An 18,128-nucleotide genomic window follows, 5' to 3' on the forward strand; every position below is an offset into this window, starting at 1 on the left:
AAGAAGCGGTTAGTCAACTGATAACTGGGCCTTATGAAAGGTAATCAATGAAAAGTAAAAGTATGATACATAGATAGGGTAGAAAGCTTTTTAGGACGAATGCCTGTTTCTATTGGATAAACGTTGGTTTAGGTGGAGCGAGATGTTGTTCGGGCGGGTGCTTGACCCGCGCAGGACGTGGTGGGCTCAGGGAATAGCCTTACCTTCGTAGTCTATTTGACTGGTATGGCTATGACTTTCGACGAACTGAATCTGAATAAACCCCTCCTGAACGCCCTCAACGATCTGGGGTACACAACACCTACTACCATTCAGCAAAAAGTATTTTCGGTTGTTATGTCCGGCCAGGATGTGTGCGGTATTGCTCAAACCGGAACGGGTAAAACATTTGCTTATCTGTTGCCTACTCTTCGCCAGTTTCAGTTTTCCAAAGACCGGATTCCCCAGATGCTGATCATCGTGCCCACCCGCGAACTGGTTGTGCAGGTTGTGGAAGCGGTTAAAAAGCTGACTACTTATATGAACCTTGTGGTAGTGGGCGTATATGGGGGCGTCAACATGAAGGCACAAACGGTAGAGGTACAACAGGGACTTGATATACTGGTCGCTACCCCCGGTCGGCTGGCCGATTTTATGTTGACTGGTGGCTTGAAAACGAAAGCGATCAAGAAACTCGTTATCGACGAATTTGACGAAATGCTGAATCTTGGCTTTCGTACTCAATTGAAAATTATTCTGGATTTGCTGCCCCCAAAACGGCAAAACCTGCTCTTTTCGGCTACGCTGACAGACGATGTTGATCAATTGGTCAATGACTATTTCAACAAACCCATTCGGGTTGAAGCGGCCCCAACGGGCACCCCGCTGGAAAAGATTGAGCAGTCGGCCTATCTGGTACCTAATTTTTACACGAAAATAAACCTGCTTACGCTGCTGCTAAACCGAAACGCAGCCATGACAAAAGTGCTGGTTTTTGTGGCGACCAAACAATTGGCTGACGACCTGTTTGATGAACTGGAAACGGGTTTCCCGGATCAGGTGGGCGTTATTCACTCCAATAAAGCGCAAAACAAACGCTTTGAGGCCGTCAATAACTTCAAAGCGGGCACTTACCGTATCCTGATCGCTACCGACATTATTGCGCGGGGTATCGACGTGGCCGATGTATCGCACGTGGTCAATTTCGATTTACCCGAAGTGCCCGAGAATTACATTCACCGCATTGGACGAACAGGTCGGGCTGACCGGACGGGTATTGCAATTTCTTTTATCACGGAGAACGCAAAAGAGGAGCAGGACGCTATTGAGCAGCTAATGAACCAGCCGATTCCAGTGGTTCCGTTGCCCGATAATCTGGTCATTTCAGACGAATTGACCGACGACGAAAGGCCTAAAGTAAACATGAAGGCTATCGAAGTCAAAATCCCCAAACGGGAGGACGTTGGTCCCGCTTTTCATGAGAAGAGTGCTAAAAATCAGAAGGTTAACGTTCGTCGGGATATTGCCGCCGAAAAGATGCTGAAATATGGTCGGCCAATCAAGCGGGTAGGGGGTAAGAAGAAACGGGATAAGTAGGGTTTACCTCCCCCAACTTACCACCCCCAACCCCCTCCTAAAACAGGAGGGGGCTCAGTAACGGGGTACCCTTCGGCATAGCCCCCTCCTGTTTTAGGAGGGGGTTGGGGGTGGTAAGTTGGGGGGGGCAAATTCTTACGATCATTTTAGGACATATAACAACCGCTCTACACATAACAATTACATCACATTCTTTATGCCATTTTCAGAACTCGGTTTGTCGAAACCACTCGTTAAAGCAGTTGTCGCTCAAAAGTATCCGAAGCCGTATCCTATTCAGTTAGAGGCCATTCCGGCTATTCTACAGGGCAAAGATATTTTGGGGATTGCCAAAACGGGATCGGGGAAAACGGCCAGTTTTGTATTGCCAATTCTGGAGTTGTTTCAGCGGAAAAGTGCAGCCAGAAACCGATATATTAAGGCCCTCGTCCTGGTGCCAACCCGCGAACTGGCTGGTCAGGTGGCGGAGGTTTTTCAGACGTTTGGCGCCAACTTGCCCCGTCCGGTAAAGACCGTAGCCGTGTTTGGCGGGGTTTCGATCAACCCGCAGATGATGGCGTTGCGAAATGCCGAAATCGTTGTGGCTACACCCGGTCGATTGCTGGATTTGATGGCGTCCAACGCACTACAGCTTTCAGATGTTGACATCCTCGTGCTGGATGAAGCCGATAAAATGCTGGAACTCGGTTTCGAAGAGGAAATGGAACTGATCTTCGACCGCTTGCCCCGAGATCGGCAGACGATTCTGTTCTCGGCAACATTAGGCGATGCTATTCAGGATATCAATACAGCCCTGCTGCATAATCCGGTAAAAATAGAGATCGTTGAGGAAGAGCAAAATCTGGATTTGATCAAGCAGATCGCCTATAGGGTTGACCCCGAACGGAAAGGCCCCCTGTTGCGCTACCTGATCAAAACGAACGAGATGAAACAGGTGCTGATCTTCGTATCCTCTACCCGAACGGCCGATAATTTAGTCGTTAAATTAAATAAAAATGGTATTCAGGCGGCTGCTATTCATAGCGGCCGAACACAGGGTGCCCGAACGGATGCACTCACTAAATTTAAAGCCGGAAGGCTGGTTGCCCTTGTGGCTACTGATTTGATTTCCAGAGGAATCGATATTCAGTTGTTGCCATACGTTATCAATTTCGAACTTCCCCGTTCCCCCAGAGATTATGTTCACCGCATTGGCCGAACCGGACGTGCCGAAGCAGAAGGGGAAGCTATTTCGCTGATTTGCCCCGAAGACGAGCATCATTTCAAAATCATCCAGAAAAAGATGGGCAAACGAGTCGATATGATCGAAACCGAAGACCTGGATTTGATGGGCTACTGATTAAAAAGCTAAGAAATTGCTTTATGTTGATTAGCACGCTTAATTCTATCAGGGCATAAAAATGCGGTGATATGGCTTTAAACCATACCACCGCATTTTTATGCCCTGATAGTTAAGTAGTATCAAAATCCCGTCTCGTCGGCACTTGGTCCGTAACTGCCGGGAATGGGGACATTCAGTAAGCGCAAATCCACCCCTAACTGCGCCCGGTGGTGTACGATCTGTGAAAAGGTCATCCGAATCACTTCACCATTGGTCGTTTTACTCAAAATGGTGTCCCCATTACGGAGCGTCCACATAGGGTTTAGCTGATCATCCGTAGCGTTGCTCAGCGACGTTTCGCCATTAGCCAGCGAACGCTCGAAGTAATCCAGCAATTCGTCCGTGTTGTTGATAGGCTCTGGCGAATAGGGGCTGGTCGCAAAATCAAGTCCGTCGGTTGTTAGCGCCAGAGCAACCCAGGAGGGCAAATCAGCAATATGGGTAGTTAACTGACGGATGGTCATACTTTTTGGATGTGGCTGCCAGTCATACTTGTCATTCGGCACCCGTTCGAGCATTTTACGGGTCGTCTGAGCTTCCTGTTGCATTTCCTTTACCAGCATTTGAATAAGTGACATAAGCTATTGATTTTGGTTTATGATACAAAGTAAAGGTCAGATACTGACAGCCCTATGTCAGTAGTGTTTTTCTAAAATTCATTATTTTTTCTGCTGGTGAAAAATGTCTTTTTTCATTAACTAAGGCACTTTTTGCCAGTAAATGCATAACTGTAAATAAACAGGAACAAGCTTACTTTTTAAACCAAAGCGGCCAATATTAATCTCAGAGTAAACAATAGCAGAAAAAGTTAAGTTGATTACTGGATGTATATACGTACATCTCTCACCAAAAATGACGCTATGAAAACGATTCACAACATGACTGCATTAGTACTCCTGATGAGTATTCTGGGTCAATCAATAGAGACAAAGGCCCAAAACTGGGGCCCTAAAACGAAAGGAACTGTTATCGGTACCGGTATTGGGGCGGCTGCGGGCGCTATTATCAACAAACGGAACCGCGCTGTAGGGGGTGTTATCGGGGGTATTGCCGGTGGCGTAGGTGGTTATGCCGTTGGTAGTCAGGGTAAGAAACGCTGGAGCCCACAGGCCAAAGGAACCGCCATAGGGGCAGGTGTTGGTGGAGCCGCAGGGGCCATCATTAACAAACGGAACCGCGTAGTCGGTGGTGTTATTGGCGGTGTAGCCGGTGGAGCTGCTGGCTATGCTATTGGTAAGGTTAAAGACAATAAAAATAAAAAAGAAGCGGCCCAAATTGCCGCTGCTAACCGGGCCGCAGCCGAGCGCGCCGAAGCCGAACGCAATGCTGCTGTTGCAGCCAGAGCTGCCGGACATAAGCGGGAAACGGACAGTAAAGAAGCTGTTGCGGTCGCTTCGCCCAAACCGGGCGCCGTCGTTCAGCCAGTGGCAATGCTGGCTGCAAATACAACGGTGCCATCCTACGTAATTCCGGCAGGCTATCTGCAAAATGAAACCTACGGTGATCCAACCGCTCCGTATGGTATGTCTGAATACCGGCGCAAAAGCTGGTAATCACCTGAGCTAATCCTGTTTTTTTCTGGTCATTGAGCGACGCTTTTACAAACGTCGCTCAATGACCAGTGCTTTTCACTCACTAACTTTATAATCAATGTATATGAAATATTCATTTGGAATAGTACTTGTCACTATGCTTTTTACGGCTTGTTCGCCATCGGGCGATGCTGTTAATGTTCAGGATCTGGACCGGCAGTTTATTGACGCCTGGAACAATAAAAACGCCGATAAAATAACGGCACTTCTGGCAGAGGATGTGGATTTCCTGCAAGGGAATGTCCATTATAAAGGTAAGTCGGACGTGGCTAAGCAATGGGTACAGGCAACGCTGCCAACCCTTGCGAATTTGAAAACCAATGTCGTTAGTTCTGCAGTCGATACGCACGTGGCCTATGAAGCAGGTACCTTTGCCGTCGATGTACTAACCAACGAGCCGGAACAGCCCAAAGCTTTTGGCGAAGGAAATTTTATGCTTCTCTGGAAAAAAGGTGATGATGGCACCTGGAAACTCAGCTACGCACAACTTGAAGATTTGCCGGTGCAGGCCAAGAATTAAGGAGCGATTTTTACTGGCAGACTGGCGCGGGTATTTACCCGTGCCTTTTCATGAAGTCAGTATGTACTGACGCAAGCGAACCGGGACGCCGGACCGGCTTGCTATATGTAAAGGCACGGGTAAATACCCGTGCCAGTGTAAGGGCCAGTGCGTCAGCGTGACCCGCGCCAGCATTGCCAATTAATGTCTATATTTAATCGGCAAATGTGTAGCTTACCAGTGTAATGACTCGATTCCCCAACATGCTCTTTCTTCGGTTACTCTGGCAGATTCCGACCAGCCTGGTTCTTGTATTTATCGTATTGCTGTGCTTAAATGAATATGCTATCGCTCGTCCTGGTCGGCGGATAAAAGACATTTCGTATGTGACAACAAACGCGCCGGGCGTTGATGCCCAACGGCATTTACTCGATGTTTATACCCCCCGGAAATCAGTCGGCACCGCCAAACGGCCTGTGGTGATGTTTATACATGGCGGCAGCTGGAACAGCGGTAATAAGGATATTTATTCAATTATTGGACGTCGGTTGTCTAAACAGGGCGTTGTTGCCGTGATTATCAATTATCAGCTTGCGCCCGCCGTTTTGGTACCCACTATGGCCGACGATTGTGCCCAGGCAGTGAAATGGACTACCCGGCACATTGCCGATTATGGTGGTGATCCCGACCGAATTTTTGTGATGGGGCATTCGGCTGGGGGTGGGCTTGCTGCTTTGTTAGCCACCAACGATCAACTATTTACAAACCTTGGTATGTCGAAAAATCCTGTAAAGGGAGCCATTCTTGATGATCCTGCTGGTCTGGACATGTTCGATTACCTAACCAAAATGGAGTATTCCAACGACCAGCAATACCTGATTCCTTACGGAAAAGAACCGGCGATTTGGCGTGCGGTGTCGCCCATATATTACGTCAGTGACCATACGCCCCCAATGCTGATGTACTCGGGAGAGCGAACCTATCCCAGTATTACTGATAGTTCCCGGCGTTTTGATAAACTGCTTCAGGAGCATAAGATAAAACATGATTACAAGGTGTTGCCCCATAAAAAGCATATTCCTATGGTTACGCAATTGTTCTGGCAGCACAACATTATTTACCGGGAGCTTTTGGTACTTGTTGGAGCGGGGAAGTGAATAAAGTTGTAAAGCTATCAATCGGAACTACTCAAACTGGAATGCGAAGTAGGTGCATGTGCCCTTACCTGTGTTCTGGATTGCGTGTGGGACGTTGGATTCCAGATAGATAAGGTCACCCGGTGCTGCCGGATGCAACTTGCCATTTATGCTTTCCTGAGCCGAGCCGTCCATCATAAGCAGGATTTCAGCCGCCCGATGCGTATGGGGTGGGTGACTCTATAAGCCCTGGTTGAGCGTTGTTACATGCATCTCAAAACGCCTGGTCATGGCAGTAGCCCGGTCGAACATGCGCCTGATTCCTCCCTTATCGTGTGGCTGAAAGGTTACCCCGTTCCAGTCGATCCAGAAAGAACCGCCTGCTTTTTTGCCTCGTTCGGCATCGACAGGTTCTTTCGATGCATAGCGCATCACGTAATAAGTAGCCGCAGAGTCACCCTGATTATTGAACCCATGTTCGTCGCCCGGCATCATGAGCGCGATACTGCCGGCGCTGAGCGTTTTTGTTCGTCCGGCAATAGTAACGGTCAACTTTCCTTCTTTAATAATAATCAGTTCTTCATCATCGTGTTTATGTGCCGGATGGGGAGCCTGATGAGGTGGCAACGTCGTGGCATGAATCTCAATGTGTTGGAAGTCAGTTGCTGTACCTTCCAGAATGGCCCTTTGCTCGGATGCCGGTTTCCTCGTTATGGGTAACTCGGCCCACGCATAGGTTTTCGATACGATGGGTTGCATCGGGTCCGGTTTGAGTAAAATACCAAAGGTGAAAAAGGAAACGATCAGGAGTTTCATAAGCAGGCCAGTTTCTGCCTTACAAAGTAGATTGCGTAGCCCGATTACTCGCAGGCGGTTGGTAACCGGTGCTCTTGTCGCTGCAATAGATTTTTGGCAATAATTGCACTGCTGCCATAGGGCAGTTAGGTGGGTAGGATTTGTTCATATCGTTGAACAACCATAACCTTCCGTCTAAATGAAGGTTATGGTTGTTCAACGATATGAACAAACCATAACCTTCATTTAGACGGAAGGTTATGGTTGTTCAACGATATGAACAAACCATGAGTGTTTCCATTCCAACCAAAGCCCTTTTGTGGGGACTTGCCGGCATAGGCGCCTGGACAGCCGTTAAAGCAGCGCTTGCTCAGAAACGTAAAATTGATTTCAGTGGCAAAACGGTTTTGATAACGGGCGGCTCGCGGGGGCTGGGCCTTGAATTAGCCCGTTTATTGGCAGAAGAGGGCGCAAATCTGGCCATCTGCGCCCGCGACGCCGACGAACTCGACCGCGCTGAGACCGAGCTTAACGAATTTGGGATTTCTGTCTATACAGAGGTTTGCGATGTTACGAATAAAGTTCAGGTAGAACACTTCGCCGAAAATGTTCGGCAGGCACTTGGTCCTGTTGATGTGCTCATTAATAATGCCGGGATAATCATAGTAACGCCTTACGAACACGCTACCGAAGACGATTTCCGACAGGCAATGGAGACGCATTTCTGGGGGTCGTTTTATATGATAAATGCGGTGCTTCCACAAATGTTGTCCCAAAAAGAGGGTGCAGAAAGTCGGGGCAAATCCATGCCGGGCACCTCCATGCCGGGCACCTCCATGCGGGGCCGTATTGTGAATATAACGTCGATTGGCGGGAAGCTGGCGGTGCCGCATTTGTTGCCTTATTCGACAAGTAAATTCGCTATGGTCGGCTATTCGGAAGGGTTACGCGCGGAGTTGTTGAACAAAGGAATTTACGTCACCACAATCTGTCCCGGACTAATGCGTACCGGTAGTCCCCGCAATGCCATTTTTAAGGGCCAGAATGAGAAAGAATACGCGGCTTTCAAAATCAGTGATTCAATACCTTTCTTTACTATGGATTCTGTAGATGCGGCCCGCGAAATTGTGGAGGCCTGCCGCTATGGTGAAGCTGAGCGAACGATTACGTTATCCGCCAAAGTTGGCGCTGCCATTCAGGGGGTGGCCCCGAATCTGATGGCCGAGACAATGGCTATCGTAAATAATATGCTACCTGATCCCGGCGGCATTGGCGAACAGCGGGCTTTGGGAAAAGATAGCGAAACCACCCTCTCCGAGTCGGTGCTGACAACGCTTACCGACCAGGCCGCCGAACGGAATAATGAGTTCGACAGCTAACTGGATAACCGACTTCAAACAACAGCAGCGATTTTGTGTTTAGTTACTGAATCTGTTCAGAAATGACTGAATAGAAATTGGTTATCAAATCACTCACTAATGGGTTTAGGCCCACAAATGTTATGAAAAAAGTACTTGTTGTTTTTGCTGCCCTTGCATTAACCCTGACTGCCGCGCAGGCTCAGGATAGTAAAATGAAGAAAAAAGCCGATGTTGTTGAAGCGAAAGCTGAAGTAGCCGGTGACAAAGCCGCTTTGAAAGCGAATAAAATGGAACGCGAAGCCGCCAAAGCGACTGGCGATAAAGATGCACTTAAGGCAGCTCGTAAAGATCGGGTAAAAAAGGAAGGCGAGTTGATGAAAGATCGCGCCAAGAAGGATGCTAAAGTCGTGAAAGAGAAAATCTAGTAAGACCTTTTTATAAAATGCATAAACGCTCGGTTTATACAAACCGGGCGTTTATGCATTTCGGCCTGTAGTAAGTGCGTTATTATTCCCCTTCTGAACAATCAGGCCTTTTCAGTAACGCCATTTATTGGGGGAGGGCTGGTATATGCAAAGCCGTTGGCTTGCCAGCAAAAAATCAGTATAAACCCTTGTTGTTAAAGGTATTTATGCGCTAAGTGGAGATGAATAGTCGTGTTAATTTTGATGTAACGCCAAACTCTACTATTAATGAAGACTATTCTATTGTTGCTCGTCATAGGCTTACTGACCATAAACCGAAACCCCACTCAGATTGACCAGCGGGCGGGTTCATGGAAAACATGGGTAATTCCATCCGGCGAAGCATATCGACTACCTCCCCCGCCCAACGCTACAGCTACGCTATCCGAAGAAAAGGAATTGCTGACAGCCCAGCGTCAGCGTGATTCTGCGGCTATTCAACGTATAAATTACTGGAATGCAGGTGCACCGGGCTATCGCTGGCAGACCGCCATCGAGAAGTTGAATAATGGGTTTCCGCCCGCCTGGATACGCGGAAAAGCCTTGATGAATATTGCTATATATGATGCAACCGTTGCTGCCTGGCAAACAAAATATACATACCATCGTCCACGCCCATCAACGCGAAATAAAGCCCTGATTCCCTATTTAACTAACCTCGACAGCCCTTCGTATCCCTGCGAACATGCGGTGGCAGCCGGGGCGGCATCGGCCATATTGGGGTATTTGTTTCCGGCCAAAGCTGATTCGATCCGGCAGGTGGCCGAGCAGGCATGTCGGTCGCGGGTGCTGGCTGGTGTGGTCTATCCGAGCGATAGCAAAGCTGGTTTCGAACTGGGACAGCGGGTGGCTCAAGCGGTTATTGCCCTGGCCAAAACCGATGGTGCTGATGCGGTCTGGGATGGAAAACGCCCTACCGGTACGGGCTTGTGGAACGACAAACGTCCACCCATTGACCCCATGATGGGGGCCTGCAAACCGTGGGTGCTCGCGGCAGGCAATCAATTCAGGCCGGGGCCGCCCCCTGAACCAGTTGCGGATATGAAGGAGCTTAAACAGTTTAAAAAGACACCCCGCTCCATCTATCGTGCGGTTTACTGGGCCAATAATGACTTCTGGGGAGGTGAGATTGATCGAAAACTGTTTGAACATAATCTACACCTCGATGCGCCACAGGCCGCCCGTGCATACGCTCTGGTGAGCATAGCGGCTAATGATGGCTATATTGCCTGCTGGGATGCCAAATACACCTACTGGTCCATTCGCCCCGATCAGTATGACACAACCTATGTGCCGCCCCTAATGGGTACTCCTCCGCATCCCAGCTATCCGTCCGGCCACGCGACAATCTCCAGCGCCCGGGCCACCGTACTGGGGTATCTATTTCCGGAAGACGCGCAGTATTTTCTGGATAAAGCGAAAGAAGCGGCCGAATCACGTTTTGAAGGTGGTGTTCATTTCAGAATCGATAACGTCGTTGGCCTTGACATGGGCCATAAGGTAGGGGAGGAGGTTATAAAACGCGCAAGGCAGGACGGCGCAGATGGGTCATCACAAATTGTGCGTAAATAAAATTGGCCTTTTGCTTAAACCCGTGCCGCAGCAACCTCGTGAATTAGTAGGATGCCGTGGCACGGGTCTAAGCGAAAGGCCTGACTGTGATAAAGATTAAATCTGGGAAAAAGCCGCAGGCACTAAAAACGTCCGGGTAATAGTCGAAATGATTTTATCATTCGCATACTCAGGCATGGAGCTGATCTTTTTCCAGTCGGGGTCACTGCCAAATTTCTTCCAGTTCTGGTCGTGTTCTTCCATATTGTCAAATGTCAGGAGGTAGGTCAGATTAGGGCGCATGGGTCCAATCAGGGTTTCACCGAAAAATACCGGCGTAAGCCCTACCCGCTTAAAAATGGCTATTTCGCCCGCCTGATTAAACATTTCGATTTTCTTTTTTCCCGTCGTTTCGCTGGGGCTTTCATACCGGCGTAACTCAAAGATTCGTGGCTTTTTCTCGGGCAATTCCAGTCGGGGCATGTTGGTAAACGCTTTTAGCAGGGAGCTTTCAATGCGTTCATAAGCTGGTTGAGTGGCTTCGGCAGTTAAATACTCAGCTCCGGCCTGCTGGTAAGTCGAGTCACTGGCCAGTTGGTCGGATACCTTAATGTAAGCGTCCAGTGAGGTAAAGGGTATAACAACAACCAGTTTTGTAAAGCCTTGTGGAAGGTATTCGGTAAATACCCCTATAGTCTTGCTGCCTAAGCGATTGTAGGCTGGAATGGCTGCTTGCTGAAAATAATTCTGGACCGTTTTGAGTTGGTTGCCGTTTTTTAGGGTGTATATCCGCAGTTCATAAAACTCCGGGTTTTGGTTTTGTTGGGTCTCTGAGGCAGCTGCGGCCTGATTTAATGGATTCATAACCCCAGCCACCGAGCTGGTAATAAGTGATGCTTTCACGAACTGACGTCTTTTCATAAAGAGTGGTTTTTACTGATTGCTGGCGAAATGCTGGTATTTAGCCACCCCGTAAAGTGTGGATACTGGCTGTTCTACCATAAGAGTTTACTTAAATCCTGATTGCCATAAGTACCGGCTTTTTCGCGTTGATACTACAAATTCCGGTTTATTTCGTTCAAAAGATACGTTTTCGGATCGTTGAAGTACTCCCAAAACATGACGCCCGCCAGGTTGTGCTTTTTCACGTAGGTACATTTGGCCTTTATGGATGCCTCGTCGTCGTAGGAGACAAAACGTTTCAGGGCGGCATTGTACAGGTAGGGCGCTTTGGCTCGCCGGTCCCAGTGGCGTTTGTAAGCCGGATTTGTCAGTAAGCTATCTTTAATGAAGGTGTAGCCATCGCCCCGTTCAACTTTCGTGATGGTTCTGGGATAGATGTCGGGATTGTCGTTTTGCAACTGCCATGCCCGCCCATAAAACGCCACACCCAGCACGAGTTTATTGGCAGGAACGCCCGCCTTTTCGTACAACTTTACGGCCCGGTCGCCGGAGCTTTCGTTATCGACCTTGCCCGATGAGCGCAGGTTAGTGTGATGCCCGGCCAGCGGACCACCGGTGAAAAAGTCGTAAGCCATCACGTTGATATAATCCAGGTATTGTTGAGCTTTAGCCATGTCGGTATGCGTGAAAATGGCCTCGAATCCGGGCAGGGCTGTCGTAACCAGATAGTCCTTGCCGGTTTGTTGCTTCAGGGTGTTGAGCTGTTCCCGAAGGGCTTTAAACAGCAGCGTAAAGTTTTCTCTGTCTTCGGGCCTGAACACGTTGTCTTCGCCTTTCATGCCGGGGTACTCCCAGTCAATATCGACGCCATCCAATTGATACTCCCGGACAATATCGACCGCCGAAGCCGCAAAGGCGACTCGTCCCGTATCGCTCACGACGGCATCGGAGAAGTTCTCGCTCCATGCCCAGCCGCCAATCGAGATCAGTATTTTGAGGTTTGGGTTACGCAGTTTAAGCCGGTTCAGGTTCTTGAAATTAGTTGAGTCGGTGGCGAGATTATGGAGCCAGGCCCGGTTCTTCCGAACATCGACAAAGGCGTAATTAATGTGTGTCAGTTTCTCGGCGGCAATCTTGTCTGTATCGACCAGGCCGCGAAATCCGCCCACATAGGCGAGCACAATCCGTTTGGCGGCAGGGTCGGGTTTAAAACCGGCAAGGAACAGGGAAAAAGAGAAGAACGTGAGAAGATAAACGGTTCGAGACATGGAGAAGAGCGTATTGGATAGGCAAAATAATTGAAAAGTTTGGGCTTTGCAGCCGGTTTATACCGGGCTTTATGTACAGTAAACGGCCACGGTGCCGAATTGTGCTAAAGCGAATAAATAAGCTATCTATTGACGCAAAAAGCCCTTTTTTTGCCGCATTTACACATCTTCTATTCGATGTTTCAACGGTACCTTTATTAAGTAATCATTAAAACAAAAGTACGTATGGCAACCAAAATTTTTGTAAACCTACCCGTTAAAGACCTAAACAAATCGGTCGAGTTCTTCACCAGTCTTGGGTATAACTTTAACCCTCAGTTTACGGATGAAAACGCTACCTGCATGATCATAAGCGAGGATATATATGTCATGCTGCTGGTTGAGGAGTATTTCAAAAGCTTTACCAAAAAAGAAATCGCGGATACCAAAATAAGCGCGGAGTCTATCATCTGTCTATCGGCTGAGAGTCGTGAAGGAGTAGACGAATGGGTGAGTAAAGCGGTATCCGCCGGAGCCACAACGCCCAATGAGCCACAGGATCAGGGACTCATGTATGGTCATGGGTTTCAGGACCTGGATGGCCACCTATGGGAAATTATGTACATGGACCCAAGCGCCATAAATCAGGAGCAACCAGCATCAGAAATCAGCGCTCAATAAGACAACTATAAAATCTGAATTAAAATAAATAGTGTAGAAAACCTATTCAAACAGCCGCAGCGGGTCATTCCTGTTGCGGCTGTTTATTATACATATAATCCTTGTTTCCTCATTAGCAAGTCCTTACGACTAAATAGTTGGCGTACAGATGTATGTACTGCCAAAACTCGCACTCCTATGCCTCCACTATTTTTAACTCAAAAAGGACTAAGCTATGATGGCCCTGAGTTCAATGCCATTGCCAATGATTTACAGGGCAATATCCTCAAGTCACATGGGCGCAATCACACATCAAATATTTTTTTTAGGTTCTACCCCGGTAAAGCTAACCGGGCAAAGCGGTTTATTCGGGAGTTTTCACACCTCGTCACATCAGCGGCCAAACAGAAGGCGGATACACTCGATTTTGAAAAAAATAATAACCAGCATCTTTTCACCGGGCTTTATTTAAGTGGAGCAGGTTATGAATATTTAGAAATACCGGTAGCCCAAACGCCACAAGACCCCCAGTTCAGGGCAGGTATGGAAGCATCCAAAAATAATTTGGGCGATGTCCCGTCAAACTGGGATGAAGGCTACCGTGATGACTTTGTTCACGGTATGATCCTGCTGGGATTTGGCGGCACTGAGCGGGCGGATATCCTGGATTGGGAAACCATGAACATTATGAATGCACTTCGGCACGATGGTCTGGCCCATGTGTTTGTGGAACGTGGCGACGGTATCAAAAATGCAAATGACGACGACATCGAACACTTTGGGTATGTAGATGGCATTAGCCAGCCAAAGTTCTTTCAAGAGGAGCTAAATCCAGATCTGACAACCAACTGGAATCCGCTGGCATCCTGGGATCTGGTTCTGGAAGAAGATCCCGGCGGAACGCCCGGTCAATCGTTTGGCAGCTATCTAGTATTTCGTAAACTGGAACAGCACGTCCGCGATTTCAAGCAGGCCGAACAGGTATTGGCTACAGCACTAGGCCTCGGCGATGGTATCGTCAATCCAAAAGAAAAGAACGATGCCCGTGAAGTAGCCGGGGCTATGATCATTGGCCGGTTTGAGAATGGAATGCCTGTTACGCTTAGTTCGGCGGATGACAAGCTGAACGCACACCACGATCCAGCTATCCCGGTGAGTGGCAAGTTTGTGGGAAAACTCAACAACTTTACTTACGAAAGTGATCAGGACGGGGCACGTTGCCCATTCCACGCCCACATTCGTAAATCGAACCCACGGGGCGAAACAACGCAGTTTCCCGGCGAGACAATTGAGAAAGAGCAGCTCCATACAATGGCTCGCCGGGGAATCATCTACGGCCACCGCGATGTTCATCCAAACGAGCAAAACGACCTTTCGCAATTGCCCAATGGGGGAGTTGGTCTGTTGTTTATGAGTTTTCAACGGGTACTGGCCAATCAGTTTGAGTTCATTCAGCAATCGTGGGTTAATCAGGATAATTTCGTTTTCGCCAGAGAAAATCCCCCGCCAGCATTGCATACGGGAAAAGACCCTGTCATTGGTCAGGGTGCGTTTGATCCATTAATGCACCGATATGCCCGCAAGTATGATGACGCTACAACGGTCGCTGTGCTGGCCGATCATCTGCATACGGTGCCCGATCCACACAGTACGCTCCCGGCTATTGCCGATTTCGGGAACTTCGTAACGACGCGGGGAGGGGAGTATTTCTTTGCGCCCAGCAAAACGTTTTTAAGCTCTTTATAAAAAACAGTGCCTAACCAGAAACAGCCGCCCTCAAAGGCGGCTGTTTCTGGTTACGGGAAATAGAACAACTAGGTCAATGAGTCGTGAACGTGGCACCGTTTATCCGCAAATAATTCCGCAAGAACCATGTGCCTTCTTGCTTTTTGCTGATTCAACTAACTTGCTCTTCCCTATTGATAGCCAACTTATATGAAGCTAGTACGCCTTTTTTTTCTGGGCACTGCCCTGCTTGTTGCCCGGTTCTCGTTGGCCAAACCAACCACTCCGCTGGTGTATGAGGTGAACCTGAACGACCGCACCGACGATCAGTTCAAGGTGACCCTGCACGTGACTGGCTTAACAGCCGAGAATGCCATTTACCAGTTTGCCTCCACTGCTCCCGGCACCTATCAGGTTATGGACATTGGCCGTTACGTTCGGTCGTTCAAGGCGTTTGATGCCAAAGGCCGCGAACTGAAAACGAAACAGGTCTCCACCAACCAATGGAAATTTGACCAACCCCAAAAAGTAAGCACCGTTCAGTACAGCATTGCCGAAACCTGGGATACGCCCGTCAACGAACATAAGCCGTACAATATGTGTGGAACATCCATCGAAAAAGACCACGTGCTTATTAACGGGCAGGGTGTATTTGGCTATCCGGGTGGCATGCAGAACGCGCCCATTGACCTGAAGATCGACTTCCCGGCAGAATGGTCGGTTGGAACGGCACTGGAGAAAAACGACAAAGGTTATTTTACCGCTGCCAACTACGACCGCATTGTCGATTCCCCCATTTTATTGGGTCGCCTGACAAAAGCCACCACGACGGTTGCCGGTGCACAGATCGACGTGTACACCTACTCTAAAAACGACAAGATCAAGTCCGACCAACTGCTCACCAACATGCAGTCGATGCTAACGGCGGCCGGGCAGTTTTTGAAGCAGTTGCCCGTTAAACATTATACCTTTCTATATCACTTCGAGGATCAGGATTGGGGAGCCTGGGAGCATTCGTACAGTTCGGAATACGTTATAAAAGAAGAGGAGTTCTCAAAAAAACTGGCCGACAACATGACATCGATTGCCGCGCATGAGTTCTTCCATGTTGTCACGCCGTTGAACATTCACAGCGAAATAATTCAGCAGTTCAACTTCGTAACACCAACACCTTCCGAGCATTTGTGGCTCTACGAAGGCGTAACAGAATGGGCTAGTGATGCTATGCAGTTGCGGGGCCAGATCATGGACTTACCCACTTATTTTGATGAACAGAGTCAAAAAATAGCCTACGATAAAAGCCTCGATACAACCTACAGCTTAAGTAAACTGGGCCTGACCTGTTACACAGACGAAGGGCAGCGTCAATACGGGAACATATACGCCCGTGGTGCGTTGGTGGCCGGTTTGCTGGACATTCGCCTGTTGGAGCTATCGAATGGCAAGCGCGGTTTGCGGGAGGTTATCAACGAACTGGCCACAACGTACGGACCCAATCAGGCCTTTCCGGAAAAAGAATTCTTTACCATCTTTACCCAAAAGACGTATCCCGAAATTGCTGACTTCTTCAACAGATACATAAAAGCCGCCGAGCCCTTGCCGTTTAGCGAGTATTACGGCAAATTAGGCATAACCTATGCGCTGTCTGTACCGACTGGCCAAAAAGTGCCTTCGATGGGTATGGGAGCCAGCTTGGTTGACAATAAATTCTTGCTGAGAACCGTAGGTGATTCGCTGCGTAAAGCTGGTTTGCAGGAGAAAGATGAATGGATTGCGTATAATGGAAAGCCCGTAACGATGGAAACAATTGGGGCCATTCAGGACGAAATGAAGCAGCAGAAAGCTGGAGATGTTTATGAGTTGACAGTCAAACGGGACGGTCAGGAAATACGCGCGAAAAGCACGGTTTATGAAAAAGAACTTGTGCGCAACTATCAATTTCAACTCGACCCGCAGGCAACGCCCCAGCAACTACAATTACGCGAGGTCTGGCAACGAAATTTATAAAAGAACTTTTTTGAGAAATTTATTCCTGAAGCTGTTTAAACCTTCTCTTTTGGTGAAATTTAGATTTTTTTGTCATCCCGACGCAAGGAGGGATCTTCGGTAAGCTGGATCACTTCATCTTGTCCGAAGATCCCTCCTTGCGTCGGGATGACAAAAAAATCTAAATGTGAGCTTGATGGTAAAAGTTTCAACGCTTCCCTCTCTAAACATCCCTCTTAACCATGAGTAAGCTGAAGAAACTATTTGGTCCCTATAAAAACGACATCTGGAAACAACTGGCTCAGGAAATCGACGCTGATTTTATTGAGAGTCGTTTTTTGAAAGATAGTAAAGTAGAAGCGAGCGTGAAGGAATGGACCGTTACACTGGATACTTTCGTTGTGCCGGTCGGAAAAGTATTCATCACCTATACCCGAATGAGAGCCCCCTATGTGAATAAGGACGGGTTTCGATTCAAACTATATCGGAAAGGTTTCTTTAGTGACCTGGGTAAAAAAATGGGGATGCAGGATATTGACGTCGGCTTCCCTGAATTCGATGATCGGTTCATTATTCAGAGTAAGGATGAGCATAAACTTCAGCGCCTGTTTGCAAATCCTAAACTACGGGAATTGATTGACGCCCAGCCCGATATCAGTTTGGAGGTGGAAGACGATGATGGCTGGCTTTCGGCTAAATTTCCCGAAGGCGTAGATCAGTTGACGTTTAAAGTGGTAGGCGTTATAAAGGACATAGAGCTGTTAAAACAGCTCTATGTCCTTTTTGCCGAAACGCTGAATCAGTTATGCTTGATTGATTCAGCTTACGAAGATGATCCCAATATTATATTCAAATGAACTTCCTAATTCATGCACAACGGAATCAGGTGGATAACACGTTGATTAGTCGTTTGTGACAAAAGCGTTTCGGCAATGCGAAGCGTATCGGCCAGAAAAGCAACAACTTCGTGTTCGTAGGCTGCCAGCACGGCAGCCACAGTGAAATTAGTGATCTGAAAGGTCAATATAGACCGATCCGGAGGGAGGTTTTTTCGTAATGGAGCCTTAAGCACCACAACAATGGTTTGATTGTCCTTGTACGGATAGGCATCGGCTACGAATGAAAGCTGATTGACTGCGTCGATTTCATGATCTAATGTAGACATAATAGATACGGTGGGTAATAAGTTGGTGGGGTGAATACATTTGACGTATAATTAATAAATAGTTTCTAAATGTTCAGTTATATACAGA

General features: G+C 48.1%; 17 protein-coding genes and 1 pseudogene. 12 read left to right on the top strand and 6 right to left on the bottom strand.

Annotated features, from left to right (window positions below):
- Window positions 1–231: 231 nt before the first annotated feature.
- Window positions 232–1,575 (top strand): DEAD/DEAH box helicase, encoded by a 1,344-nt coding sequence (locus tag CWM47_RS18825; RefSeq protein ID WP_100993942.1) that lies wholly within the window; start codon window positions 232–234, stop codon window positions 1,573–1,575.
- 196 nt (window positions 1,576–1,771) lie between these two features.
- The gene (locus CWM47_RS18830; RefSeq protein WP_100989770.1) at window positions 1,772–2,914 is read left to right on the top strand and encodes a DEAD/DEAH box helicase; all 1,143 of its coding nucleotides are present in this window, start codon (window positions 1,772–1,774) and stop codon (window positions 2,912–2,914) included.
- Window positions 2,915–3,036: 122 nt separating this feature from the next.
- On the opposite strand, the gene CWM47_RS18835 is transcribed toward CWM47_RS18830, so the two are convergent.
- Window positions 3,037–3,534, bottom strand: a complete 498-nt coding sequence (locus CWM47_RS18835) for a DinB family protein (RefSeq protein WP_100989771.1) — start codon at window positions 3,532–3,534, stop codon at window positions 3,037–3,039.
- Between the two features lie 282 nt (window positions 3,535–3,816).
- Between CWM47_RS18835 and CWM47_RS18840 the strand changes: the two genes are divergently transcribed.
- The 3 genes from CWM47_RS18840 (at window position 3,817) to CWM47_RS18850 (ending at window position 6,204) form a co-directional block, all read left to right on the top strand.
- Window positions 3,817–4,509 carry a YMGG-like glycine zipper-containing protein gene (locus tag CWM47_RS18840; protein WP_100993943.1) on the top strand — a complete coding sequence of 231 codons (693 nt, stop codon included), beginning with the start codon at window positions 3,817–3,819 and terminating at the stop codon, window positions 4,507–4,509.
- 103 nt (window positions 4,510–4,612) lie between these two features.
- Entirely contained in the window at window positions 4,613–5,068 is a 456-nt protein-coding gene (locus CWM47_RS18845; protein WP_100993944.1) for a YybH family protein, read from the top strand.
- 224 nt (window positions 5,069–5,292) lie between these two features.
- Window positions 5,293–6,204: an alpha/beta hydrolase gene (locus CWM47_RS18850; RefSeq protein WP_240625336.1), complete on the top strand. Its 912-nt coding sequence runs from the start codon at window positions 5,293–5,295 to the stop codon at window positions 6,202–6,204.
- Between the two features lie 27 nt (window positions 6,205–6,231).
- On the opposite strand, the pseudogene CWM47_RS40060 reads toward CWM47_RS18850, so the two are convergent.
- Both CWM47_RS40060 and CWM47_RS18855 read right to left on the bottom strand, forming a co-directional pair.
- Window positions 6,232–6,411, bottom strand: a pseudogene (locus CWM47_RS40060) (cupin domain-containing protein); the annotation flags it as partial.
- A gap of 12 nt (window positions 6,412–6,423) precedes the next feature.
- Entirely contained in the window at window positions 6,424–6,999 is a 576-nt protein-coding gene (locus tag CWM47_RS18855) for a cupin domain-containing protein (RefSeq protein ID WP_317046634.1), read from the bottom strand.
- Window positions 7,000–7,265: 266 nt separating this feature from the next.
- On the opposite strand from CWM47_RS18855, the gene CWM47_RS18860 reads away from it, so the two are divergent.
- The 3 genes from CWM47_RS18860 (at window position 7,266) to CWM47_RS18870 (ending at window position 10,375) form a co-directional block, all read left to right on the top strand.
- Entirely contained in the window at window positions 7,266–8,357 is a 1,092-nt protein-coding gene (locus tag CWM47_RS18860; RefSeq protein WP_100993945.1) for an SDR family NAD(P)-dependent oxidoreductase, read from the top strand.
- 122 nt (window positions 8,358–8,479) lie between these two features.
- Window positions 8,480–8,764: a hypothetical protein gene (locus CWM47_RS18865; RefSeq protein WP_100989773.1), complete on the top strand. Its 285-nt coding sequence runs from the start codon at window positions 8,480–8,482 to the stop codon at window positions 8,762–8,764.
- A gap of 267 nt (window positions 8,765–9,031) precedes the next feature.
- Entirely contained in the window at window positions 9,032–10,375 is a 1,344-nt protein-coding gene (locus CWM47_RS18870; RefSeq protein WP_100989774.1) for a phosphatase PAP2 family protein, read from the top strand.
- A 96-nt stretch (window positions 10,376–10,471) separates the two neighbouring features.
- Here CWM47_RS18870 and CWM47_RS18875 read toward each other — a convergent pair whose 3' ends face one another.
- Window positions 10,472–11,275 carry an NIPSNAP family protein gene (locus tag CWM47_RS18875; RefSeq protein ID WP_100989775.1) on the bottom strand — a complete coding sequence of 268 codons (804 nt, stop codon included), beginning with the start codon at window positions 11,273–11,275 and terminating at the stop codon, window positions 10,472–10,474.
- A 134-nt stretch (window positions 11,276–11,409) separates the two neighbouring features.
- Window positions 11,410–12,525 carry a glycoside hydrolase family 18 protein gene (locus CWM47_RS18880; protein ID WP_100989776.1) on the bottom strand — a complete coding sequence of 372 codons (1,116 nt, stop codon included), beginning with the start codon at window positions 12,523–12,525 and terminating at the stop codon, window positions 11,410–11,412.
- A gap of 225 nt (window positions 12,526–12,750) precedes the next feature.
- Here CWM47_RS18880 and CWM47_RS18885 point away from each other — a divergent pair, with 225 nt between their 5' ends.
- From CWM47_RS18885 to CWM47_RS18900, 4 genes are all read left to right on the top strand, one after another.
- Window positions 12,751–13,185 (top strand): VOC family protein, encoded by a 435-nt coding sequence (locus tag CWM47_RS18885; protein ID WP_100989777.1) that lies wholly within the window; start codon window positions 12,751–12,753, stop codon window positions 13,183–13,185.
- Between the two features lie 177 nt (window positions 13,186–13,362).
- Window positions 13,363–14,910, top strand: coding sequence for a Dyp-type peroxidase (locus tag CWM47_RS18890; RefSeq protein WP_100989778.1), 1,548 nt, complete (start codon window positions 13,363–13,365; stop codon window positions 14,908–14,910).
- Window positions 14,911–15,099: 189 nt separating this feature from the next.
- Window positions 15,100–16,896, top strand: a complete 1,797-nt coding sequence (locus CWM47_RS18895) for a M61 family metallopeptidase (RefSeq protein WP_100989779.1) — start codon at window positions 15,100–15,102, stop codon at window positions 16,894–16,896.
- Between the two features lie 221 nt (window positions 16,897–17,117).
- Complete coding sequence (locus CWM47_RS18900) at window positions 17,118–17,732, top strand: DUF3137 domain-containing protein (protein WP_100989780.1); 615 nt, start codon at window positions 17,118–17,120, stop codon at window positions 17,730–17,732.
- Window positions 17,733–17,737: 5 nt separating this feature from the next.
- On the opposite strand, the gene CWM47_RS18905 is transcribed toward CWM47_RS18900, so the two are convergent.
- On the bottom strand, window positions 17,738–18,040 hold the full coding sequence (locus tag CWM47_RS18905; RefSeq protein ID WP_100989781.1) for a hypothetical protein: 303 nt from the start codon (window positions 18,038–18,040) through the stop codon (window positions 17,738–17,740).
- Window positions 18,041–18,128 lie beyond the last annotated feature (88 nt).

This window comes from Spirosoma pollinicola, from assembly GCF_002831565.1.
Taxonomy (GTDB): domain Bacteria; phylum Bacteroidota; class Bacteroidia; order Cytophagales; family Spirosomataceae; genus Spirosoma; species Spirosoma pollinicola.

Excerpts from the sequence above, each read along its gene's own strand:
- CWM47_RS18825 (WP_100993942.1), top strand. The coding sequence starts at position 232 with ATGACTTTCGACGAACTGAATCTGAATAAACCCCTCCTGAACGCCCTC.
- CWM47_RS18830 (WP_100989770.1), top strand. The coding sequence starts at position 1,772 with ATGCCATTTTCAGAACTCGGTTTGTCGAAACCACTCGTTAAAGCAGTT.
- CWM47_RS18835 (WP_100989771.1), bottom strand. The coding sequence starts at position 3,534 with ATGTCACTTATTCAAATGCTGGTAAAGGAAATGCAACAGGAAGCTCAG.
- CWM47_RS18840 (WP_100993943.1), top strand. The coding sequence starts at position 3,817 with ATGAAAACGATTCACAACATGACTGCATTAGTACTCCTGATGAGTATT.
- CWM47_RS18845 (WP_100993944.1), top strand. The coding sequence starts at position 4,613 with ATGAAATATTCATTTGGAATAGTACTTGTCACTATGCTTTTTACGGCT.
- CWM47_RS18850 (WP_240625336.1), top strand. The coding sequence starts at position 5,293 with ATGACTCGATTCCCCAACATGCTCTTTCTTCGGTTACTCTGGCAGATT.
- CWM47_RS18855 (WP_317046634.1), bottom strand. The coding sequence starts at position 6,999 with ATGAAACTCCTGATCGTTTCCTTTTTCACCTTTGGTATTTTACTCAAA.
- CWM47_RS18860 (WP_100993945.1), top strand. The coding sequence starts at position 7,266 with ATGAGTGTTTCCATTCCAACCAAAGCCCTTTTGTGGGGACTTGCCGGC.
- CWM47_RS18865 (WP_100989773.1), top strand. The coding sequence starts at position 8,480 with ATGAAAAAAGTACTTGTTGTTTTTGCTGCCCTTGCATTAACCCTGACT.
- CWM47_RS18870 (WP_100989774.1), top strand. The coding sequence starts at position 9,032 with ATGAAGACTATTCTATTGTTGCTCGTCATAGGCTTACTGACCATAAAC.
- CWM47_RS18875 (WP_100989775.1), bottom strand. The coding sequence starts at position 11,275 with ATGAAAAGACGTCAGTTCGTGAAAGCATCACTTATTACCAGCTCGGTG.
- CWM47_RS18880 (WP_100989776.1), bottom strand. The coding sequence starts at position 12,525 with ATGTCTCGAACCGTTTATCTTCTCACGTTCTTCTCTTTTTCCCTGTTC.
- CWM47_RS18885 (WP_100989777.1), top strand. The coding sequence starts at position 12,751 with ATGGCAACCAAAATTTTTGTAAACCTACCCGTTAAAGACCTAAACAAA.
- CWM47_RS18890 (WP_100989778.1), top strand. The coding sequence starts at position 13,363 with ATGCCTCCACTATTTTTAACTCAAAAAGGACTAAGCTATGATGGCCCT.
- CWM47_RS18895 (WP_100989779.1), top strand. The coding sequence starts at position 15,100 with ATGAAGCTAGTACGCCTTTTTTTTCTGGGCACTGCCCTGCTTGTTGCC.
- CWM47_RS18900 (WP_100989780.1), top strand. The coding sequence starts at position 17,118 with ATGAGTAAGCTGAAGAAACTATTTGGTCCCTATAAAAACGACATCTGG.
- CWM47_RS18905 (WP_100989781.1), bottom strand. The coding sequence starts at position 18,040 with ATGTCTACATTAGATCATGAAATCGACGCAGTCAATCAGCTTTCATTC.